General features: G+C 41.7%; 6 protein-coding genes. All 6 read right to left on the bottom strand.

Translation table 11 applies throughout. The features are described from left to right. Positions 1 to 236: 236 nt before the first annotated feature. A complete protein-coding gene (locus F6K49_RS31590) occupies positions 237 to 2333 on the bottom strand; it encodes a serine/threonine-protein kinase (RefSeq protein ID WP_293103005.1) in 2097 nt (698 codons plus the stop codon). A gap of 110 nt (positions 2334 to 2443) precedes the next feature. Then, the gene (locus tag F6K49_RS31585; protein WP_229424272.1) at positions 2444 to 2560 is read right to left on the bottom strand and encodes a type II toxin-antitoxin system HicA family toxin; all 117 of its coding nucleotides are present in this window, start codon (positions 2558 to 2560) and stop codon (positions 2444 to 2446) included. After that, positions 2557 to 2760 (bottom strand): type II toxin-antitoxin system HicB family antitoxin, encoded by a 204-nt coding sequence (locus tag F6K49_RS31580; RefSeq protein WP_008182203.1) that lies wholly within the window; start codon positions 2758 to 2760, stop codon positions 2557 to 2559. The genes F6K49_RS31585 and F6K49_RS31580 overlap by 4 nt, the downstream gene beginning before the upstream one ends. A 170-nt stretch (positions 2761 to 2930) precedes the next feature. Continuing rightward, positions 2931 to 5159 carry a dynamin family protein gene (locus tag F6K49_RS31575; protein ID WP_293103002.1) on the bottom strand — a complete coding sequence of 743 codons (2229 nt, stop codon included), beginning with the start codon at positions 5157 to 5159 and terminating at the stop codon, positions 2931 to 2933. 551 nt (positions 5160 to 5710) lie between these two features. Then, on the bottom strand, positions 5711 to 6655 hold the full coding sequence (locus F6K49_RS31570) for a hypothetical protein (protein ID WP_293102998.1): 945 nt from the start codon (positions 6653 to 6655) through the stop codon (positions 5711 to 5713). An 85-nt stretch (positions 6656 to 6740) separates the two neighbouring features. Beyond that, complete coding sequence (locus F6K49_RS31565) at positions 6741 to 8663, bottom strand: protein phosphatase 2C domain-containing protein (RefSeq protein ID WP_293102994.1); 1923 nt, start codon at positions 8661 to 8663, stop codon at positions 6741 to 6743. Between the last annotated feature and the right edge of the window lie 125 nt (positions 8664 to 8788).

Here is an 8788-nt window from a genome sequence, read left to right as displayed (position 1 = left end):
CAACTCCTCAGTTTGATAACTGATACAATTGTTTCAACTGTAACTCCCAAACCAACTACGAACAAAGGATCTTTTCCACATCTGCTCATCCTTTTGTAAACAAATATTAATTTCGCCAGCCGTATCTAATAAGGGGGACTTTGAGGTTTAGAACGTACCTCGTAAATGCAATAAACGCTACTATATCATAAGTGCGATAAACGCTATCTATTGTTCTTCAAGCTACAGAAATTCAGCTAAAGCTCAACCCCAGCTATTTGAAAGGCTTGTCTAATTGCACCAGCTAATTCCGATTGGTACTGTTGCAGGTAAAACTCAGATGCTTGACGATAGGCGGACAACAGGGGACGAAAATTCTCAACCTGACCATCTACAGTTCTGATATTAAGTAAAACCCAACCTAAGTTGTGGTAAGCCTCAGCATAGTCTGGTTTTAACTGCACGGCTTTTTCCAGATAGGAGCGTGCTTGTGCCCATTGTCCCACTTTTCCTAGTAAAGTGCCTAGACGGAATAAAGCAAAGGCATCAGATGGACATTTCTGAATGTAGGCTTGATAGGTTTGGATAGCACCTTGATAATTCTGCAAGTGTTCCTGAGTGATTCCTTGATTCAGGGATACCCAGCTAGGAACGTCTGCTTTCTGGCTGGCTTGCTCAAAATTGGCCAGGGCCTCAGGCCACAACCCTTGCACAGCTTGCTTCCAACCTTTCAATCCCCAAGCAACTGCACTATCGGGGACTTGAGTGGTAAACTCTATAATCCGGCGCTCCACGTCCCTAGACTGTCTGGTAACAACTGCCTTTTCCAAAGCAATGATTAAATAGGGATATATCCATTGTTGTAGTTGTTGGGATTCCCTAGACTGAGCCTGTTTTGACTTGAACAGTGCCTGGGTAGCAGTACGAATTGCTCGTTTCCATTGCTGTTGATTGGCATTAATCCATGCTTGTAACCCTAGGGCAAAGGTACAGTTACTATCAATGTGTAGTGCTTTGGAAATAGCAGATTCTGCCTGTTGCCAATTGCCAAGCTTTCCCCATGCCCAAGCTAGATTAGCTTGTATCCAAACCTCTTGGGGAGCTAAGTCTGCTGCTTGTTGCAACTGTTTTACCGCTGTTGACCAATTTGATTTACGGCAGTTGACTAGTCCTAAAACCCCATAGCTCCTGCCATCATTTGGTTGTAGTCGAATCGCTGTTTGTGCTGCTACCTCAGCCTGAGCATCATTGAGATGGATCTGAACTAGGGCTAGTTCAACCGCAGCTTCACCATGGTTGGGCTGATTAGTTAGACACTGTTGATAAGCTTGAACCGCCTCTGCTAACTTTCCTTGCTTAACTAATCCCCACGCTTTCCTTTGACTGGGAGAAACAAACTTGCCTTTGAGGGCATCAATCAGTTCCTCGGCTGTCTGAAATCGCTCCTCTACCTTCATTCTCATTCCAGTTAAGATTACCTGCTCAGTTTGGGGTGTAATCTGAGCAGCTAACTGTCGTGGTGGAATTAACGTTTCTGATCCAGCCCTTTCCGTAGCTTGAGCGGGTAATTGACCAGTGAGTAATTCATACATTGACGCACATAGAGCATAGATGTCCGTAGCTGGCCAACGCTTACTCCGGTAACTGTATTGCTCAAGAGGAGCGTATCCTGGTGACAAGGTTACACTCATTTCACGGGTTTGACCGGCCATGAATTCTTTGGTAGCACCGAAATCAATCAATACGGCTCGATCTTGGTGATCAATTAGAATATTATCTGGTTTAATATCTCTGTGTAATAGTTGATTAGAGTGAACAACTTTTAACGCTTCTGCTACTTGGATAAAATAGCCCTTGAGCTTCTCTTCCGAAAGAACACCTTCTTGTTGTAAGATTTTGTATAAGGACTTACCAGAGATAAACTCCATGACTAAATAGGCAGTATTATTCTCCTCAAACCAATCATAAACCTGAGCAATATTAGGGTGGGGGCATTTTTGTAAGTAACTGGCTTCTAACTGAAATTTGTGGAGTTGTCGTTGTCGGTCAATCGGAGCAATAGAAGGGGGCCAAGTAATGGTTTTCCCAATCCTAGCTGCTTTTTCTGGCCAGAGTTCTTTGATGGCAACCTTGGCAGAGTTAGGTAGGTAAATTCCTTGGTAGGTAATGCCAAATCCCCCTTCTCCTAGGACTTTTTCTATCCGATAATGACTCTGCCTTAGGAGTGTGCCAGCAGGCAAATGGTAGGCTGATGAACTAACAGTGTCTTCAAACTCAAGAGCCGCACCACAACTAGTGCAGTAGTTGTTACTGCCAGTATTGATATGACCGCATACTATACAGGTAATAGACATTGTAGGTTTCTACAATTTTAGGAAGGCAAGAGGCAAGAGGCAATAGGTAATAGGCAAGAGGCAATAGGTAATAGGCAAGAGGCAATAGGTAATAGGCATGCTAGCAAAAACTAATCTAGTATATCTCCTGGCTTTTCATAAATATGATGGCTTCCTGTAATTTTTCTCAAAACCCATCCTTTTTTCTCAACAATTTTACAGAATTTTTTGCCAGAAACAGATTTCATACTGTAACTTCCACAATTTTGCTGTTTGGTTCAGGAATATAGGAATTGCTGGCAACTTCTAACCAACCTTCAATGGCATCTTGAAGATTTGCTAAAACCTCTTCCATTGTGTCTCCCTCAGTAATGCAGCCAGGTAGTGCGGGTACTTCTGCCCAAAAACCACCTTCTTCTGCTGGATGTATTGCGACCTTAATCTGCATTTGGGTTTGCTTGCTCAAGAGTTTTTTCTGTATTTTAACTCATCACATCATGGGTCAATCAGATGAGCCGGTGTACTTTTGTTAACCTTATGCACACCCTGACTACTCTTACTTTTCGCTCTTTCCACTTCAACTTTTGTCAGTCAAGCAGGCTGATAGCTTACGCAAAGTTAGTTCAAAAACTCCATAGATTCCAATTTGTTGCTGCTGATTGCTTTTTGGAGCAAATTTTGCCACTCCTCCTGAATTTGTTTATGTTCTTTTAGCCTTTGGAACTCAGGCCATACTTTCGAGCGAATTTCTTCCTTTCTTAGAAAAGTCCGCCACTGGTCTTCCATATCTTTGGCATAGTGAATGCGATCAAAAAACTCTCCGATGATGAAGTATCTGACTTGGCTTGGCTCAGCTAACCACTGATCTAAGGTTTGCTTACATTTAATGACCACTTTCTGATGAAGCGCTTCTAGACGATTTTTTACTTCTTGTTGATTAAACTCTTCAACTTGGGATTTTACTGACTCGGAAGTTGTAGTGCTCAGGGTGTTGTTCTTGATCAGATCGGGTTCAAGTTCGTCATCAAAGTGCTGTCGAATACTGTGTAGAATTAATCCTTCATAGGAAACTTGAGACTCCCAAAGGGTTCGGAATCCTAGCTCTAATTGATTGTTATACTTATCTAGTAACTCGGTCATCACCCCTAGAAACTTGGCATCACGCTCTTTAGTGAGATTCCCCAAGTGCCCCTTTTTCAGGTTTACCAGCACATTTGTTACTTCTGATTTGAGCTGCTCCACCGACTGCTGTAGCCCTTCGTTTAAGGAAAGGAAATGCTTTGAAAGGTTCGCTCGCATCGCTGCAATCGACCCGTAGTAGGTAGACCTGTAAGAGCCTCCGAATCGGTCTGTGCGTTGTCTTTCAATTTCTTCTAGTGCTGGAATTCCCGGGTCACTTTGGCAGGCTTTCATCACAGTATCGACTTTTGCTTTAAAGTAAGGATCAACTGTTTCCCGGTTTTTTCTGAGTTTTTTGAGGAATTTTTCAAGACTGTCAGATAGTTCTTCTTTAAACTCTTTGAATCGCTCCACAAATAACTGGTCTTCATCCCCAAATCCAGCTAGGGCTTTACTGGCTTTCTGTAAATCAGTGTCTAAGTCTCTGTGGAGGATATCTATATGGTCTTGGTAAGCTTTGGCATATTTACTGTCAAGGTCTTCAATGTTGTTAACTAGGTAGTCTAGAATTAACTCCAGAACTTGATTTGCTTGGTCAGGATTAGAACAGTCAGCGATTACACAATTAACCACCTCTATGTGGTTTTCGCGAATAGTTCTTTTAAGGGTTTCACAGCCTTTAGAGTTGTATTTATCAGCACTGCTCATTTTGTTGAGTACCATGAAAGACCGGTCTGGCAGGTCATTGAGGGCTTTATGGGCTGTGTCATAAAGTTTTGTATCTCTTGCTTCCCAGCCGTAGCGTACAGAGTCTGGTCTCCGCACAAAGAGAACTACATCCACTCGCTCCCCTAGGGTTTGTAGCATCAGGTTTTCATCCCCTACTCTGAGGTCCCCTAAACCGGGTATGTCTACTAAGGCGATCTTTTCAACTTCGGATCTACTGAAAGGACAGAATATCTCTACTTCTCTGACTGCCAAAACCGCGAAGTCACTATTGGCATCTTGTTGGTGAACTACATAGTTTCGTATTTCTTCCTTGGGAACCCGATCTAATACCCGAGGGGAGTTTGCTTCCAGTAGATGGCGATACTGATTGAAATGAGCATAATATTCGTTGCGCAGCCGTTGGTACATGGCTTTTTTTGTGGCAGCATCACTAGGCAGTTCGGGAAGCTGGCTAGCAAATTCATCCAGACTCTTTGGTTTGGGTACTAAGCCTAGTTCTTCGTAATAGGAGCCAATAACTTCTTTGAGAAATGAGTCTTCATCATGGAATGTTACCCTAGCATAGGTTGGTTGATTTTGATGATAGACTGTACTCCGAACTGCTGTGCAGGCTCCTCCTTCACGAGCAGGAATCTCATCATCGGAAAGTCCACTCAAACTTTTGAGTAGTGTACTTTTCCCTTGCCCCATTAACCCCACTACACCAATATTAAGGGTGCCACGGTCAAAGCGTTTATGAAGTTGAGCTAGTTGATCACTCTGATATTCCAAGCGCTTTAGTAGTCCAGGGAAATTGATTTGTTGTAAGTTACCAGCTATTTCAGCATTATCGGGTAATTGAATTAGCTTCTGCCGGTGCTTTTCTAGGTCAAGTAGTGTGGATTGAAGGGTTTTTAGGTGGTTTTCTACACTGGTGAGGCGTTCAATAAAGGGTTTGCGTTTGTCAAGGATTTCGGTAAGACGAGAGGCTATATTGGTTTTATGTTGATTGGTGTACATAAGGTAATCTCTTTAATGTAGATGTTGATGTGAATATAGCAATTATCAATTGCTTGAGGTACAAAGCCGTGGGTTTTAGGGAGCAGGGAGCAGGGAGCAGGGAGCAGTAAAGAGGGAAAACAATCCTGTGTACCTGATAGTTATGCAAAGCCCCGTATCTCTCTGGGTGCATCTCATCTTTGTAAAAAAGAAGGGAAGTGCCGTAAGTTTCGGAAGCGTGGGGATTTTAGGCAGAGTGGGTAGTGTAGGCAGTGTGGGAATTTTATTAGAATTTTTGTCTAATTGCAAAAGTGAGATGCACCCACCTCTCTACCTCTCTTCTGTCAAACTGGGGTCAAACCTTGATTTTTAGTAGGCTGAAATGACGCAAATTCGTTCGATTATCCCAAAGTGACAGAAGGGTGCATCTCATTTTTGCTGTTTGACACGGTGGTGCGTTACGGGGCGGCCTGTCCAAACCCTGACTACGAAGCGAAAAATGAAGGCCCCCCTGAAGCACCACTAGGAAAATTTTCAAAACTGAGATGCACCCGTGACAGAACAGGGGTACTCTATATTGGTTTTACTCCATTAGTAGAAAGATAGTCTTGTGTTTTATCAATAACATTTTTAGAATCCGGCGTTAATCTTAGCAAGATGTTATCTTCTCCTCTTGTTTTTGTCCATAAGTTATTAAAGTGATTTTCCGCACTTTCAATCAGATTCATATTATTGATGTGAAATGCTGGATATTCGTGACCGTCATTTTGGTCTGAAAAATACATCCACACGATAGTAAAGTCTTGGCAATCTGAATAGTAACCAATTGGTGAAAATGCATTTTTGTGAAGTCTAACCTCTATTGCTCCTTGAATCTTATGATTGTTCTTTATATACTTAATTAGTTGTTTTTTAAGCTCTCCTAATTTAAAAAATAAACTCCTCATCATTTCTAAATTAGGAGTTAAACCTGTGTGGTTTAGACATTCAATTAAAGACGATTCTGGATGTAATAATAAAATTTTTAATTCACAACCTTCCTTGATTTTGTCTCGGATTATATTCATATTTTGCTGATTAAATATGTTCAGATCTTCGGAAAGACATAATAGTTTTATTTCTTGCTTTCTTGATTCTTTAAAGTTCTTTTCAATAAGATGATTATATTCTTCTCGCTGTGAATAAAAACCCCTAATATGTTTGGTTGCTTGTGTAGCCCTAAACACTTTTTCCATTTCCTCCAGTGTCTCTCGTTTTAAACCAATATCAACTACCCAGAAGGTTAGAGCTACCTGAAATAAGCTTGTGCCTAAATTACCTAATAAAGGAGAAGCATTACATTGCCAATTGATTGTCTCTTTTTCGTCACATTTTATTCCCTTTTGTAAATAGTATTCATCCATAGCAAATAATGAAATACCAATAATAATTAATAAACTTATCTTTTGAATTACTTTAATACCAGTTTTGGTAATGAGTTCCAAGTATGGATTTGTTTCAGGTTTTTTGCTTGGCATGACTATATAAAATACTCCGAAGTAATCGATTTAGTTTAATTGCCATAATGACTGATAATACAGATAACCTTGGGATAAATTATCCTTAAGCTTTATCTAAACAACAGTGCAAGGCTAAGATTGTAGCATTATCAGATGCACCCTTATCTAGAACTTTTTTAATAATTTCGTCAACAGCTGCTTGTAAAGGCTGAGTTTTGATAAAGGTTTCCGCTAGTTCAGTATCTGACACTAAACTCCAAACACCATCTGAACAGAGCAGCAAGATATCCCTATCTTCTAGCGCTAGGGATAAGTCTTGACTAAAGCGGCTCAAATCTTGGACATAACCATCACTAAGACTTGGTTTTGAACCCAGAGATTTAGTAAGAATATTACTATCTGGATGGTCAAGACTTTCTTGATAGGTGATTTCACCACTGGCAAGTAACATCGCTACTAGTGAGTGGTCTTCAGTTAATTGACATATCTGTTTTTTTCTAATTAAATAAATACGACTGTCTCCCACATGAGCCACTAGTAAGTTGTTACTAATCCCTAAAATTACACTTAGTGTGGTTCCGCCGTCTCGCACTGCCTTAGTTACAGATTGGTTAGCGTTTTGGAATAATGATACCAACCACTCTGTATACTGGTTGATAGTTTTTAACTCAGAGGGAATCGGTTGCTCAAGCACGGTTTTGATGGCTAATTGACTGGCTAAGTCTCCCTGAGACATGCCACCCATACCGTCAGCAACAGCGGCTAAAATCATAGTATCACCATTACTCAACTGCTGCTGTCGTACTCCATAGCTATCTTCGTTGTGTAAACGACTAGTTGAGAGTCCTACTGTTGATTTACTGGCCACTTGCCATTGAACTTGAGTCTTCTGAAATGATTTACGAGTTTCAATTAAAAGACTCAGTAACTGAGACAGGGAGAAGCGTTCTTCTGGAACAGAAGAGAGGCAAATCTTGAGCAGTTGATAAATCTGAGGAATGGGCTTAATCTGGATGTCAAGAGTCTGGTCTTGTGGAAGAAGCTGTTGATGAATAGCTTGGTACAGCAGCGCTGCCACGGTGTAAGTACTCATTGACTCCTGGACGGGATTACCGGAGGAGAGTTCAACAGCGCAGTAGTTTCCTAACAAGCCATAGTCGAGCTTTTGATCAATAGGATAGGCACTGGTTAAATCGAAAAATTTGATCGGTTTTCCGATTTCAATCAGTTTTGGAATCACATCAACCAAGCACCACTGATGCTGATACAAATAGTAAAAACATTGACAGATGGGGATAATCAGTGATAGAGACTCTTGATCAGAATGCTCTTCTTGCAGCCAAGTCTCTAAGGTTGATTGACTCTCTGGCAGCGACGTTAATAGCATCAGCTTTTGACCAGAGGAGTCAGGACTGATTTCATTTTCTGGATAGTATTCCTCCTCTAAATACTCAGATTCAGTCTCAGGGTCCTTAGCAGTTTCCGATAAATCTTCTCTAGTTTCAGAGTTGACCTCTTGTTCAGTGGTTTCTTCTTCAGTAACTGTTGGTTCTGATTCCTGTTGGTCAGTGGTAACTGGAGACTGTTGCTCAGAAGATTCTATCTCCTCTGGCTTCTGTAAACTCGGAGATCCCCCTAAATCCCCCTTAAAAAAGGGGGACTTTGAGTCTGGCTCCCCCTTTTTTAAGGGGGGCTGGGGGGGATCATAATCTTGCGGAAAACTTTGAAAACACGCCCTAGGGTTAATAACCACAGAGTCTTTGGTGGTACTAGCTAGTAATTCGGCAATCATGGCATAGTTACCTAGCTTTTCCCGTAGCTGTAATTCTCGACTTAGCCCACCGTCACTAGACCCCACACGCAGCAAGCCCAAGTTGCCTGTAGTGGGACTGGGGTCAGTAGACTCGATGTTGACTTCAAAGTAGTGAATACCTACTGTCAATTGACCTAGGTATGATTGGACTTTGAGGTTATAGTTGTCTATCGAGAATTCTGCATCTTGTTCAATTACTAGACCATTTGTCATAAGCTGGTATTGATTGAAATTCCATGGTTGTCATAGGAGGGAGCAGGGAGCAGGGAGCAGGGAGCAGGGAGCAGGGAGCAGGGAGCAGGGAGCAGGGAGCAGGGAGCAGGGAGGGAAGATATCAT

It is taken from the genome of Moorena sp. SIO3I6 (assembly GCF_010672095.1).
Note: the sequence above shows the minus strand (reverse complement) of the source record. Positions and strands in the feature narration are given on the sequence as shown.